Origin of the sequence: Bacillus sp. AFS023182, from assembly GCF_002560575.1 — a bacterium.
In the GTDB taxonomy this organism is placed as follows: domain Bacteria; phylum Bacillota; class Bacilli; order Bacillales; family Bacillaceae_G; genus Bacillus_A; species Bacillus_A arachidis.
The window spans coordinates 1-395 of the sequence record NZ_NTRO01000180.1 but is presented as its reverse complement, the minus strand read 5'-3'; the positions used below and the strand labels follow the sequence as shown (position 1 = coordinate 395).

General features: G+C 30.9%; 1 protein-coding gene and 1 pseudogene. Both read left to right on the top strand.

The genetic code is table 11. From position 1 onward, the window contains the following. A pseudogene (locus CN288_RS28095) lies at positions 1-206 on the top strand (hypothetical protein); the annotation flags it as partial. 67 nt (positions 207-273) lie between these two features. Further along, positions 274-395: metallophosphoesterase family protein (locus CN288_RS28090; protein ID WP_141528047.1), on the top strand; the 122-nt coding region annotated here is incomplete at its 3' end.

Below are 395 nucleotides of genomic sequence, written 5' to 3'. Positions count from 1 at the left end.
GAGAATGTACTACACATACTAAACAAAGAATTATATTTAATGGAAATTTAACGGAAACATCGGAATTATTAGGAACAAGCTATAGGCACTTACTACGAACATTGAATACTCTCTGCGATAAAAGTGTAATAAGAAAGAATAATGGATACTTTGAAGTGATAAACATAGGTCTTTTAAAACAGCTCGCGGCAGATGTTTATAAATAAACAGAGTCTAAGTGTAGACATTTATAGAGTTTCGAAAGATTAGAATTTTGGAATGGCAGGTGCCCTTATGAAACAAAAAATAGCTATTATTTCAGATATTCATGGAAATAGTTTTGCGCTAGAAGCGGTGTTAAAAGATATCTCACATCGTAATGTGGATTTGATTTTTAATTTAGGAGATAGTATATA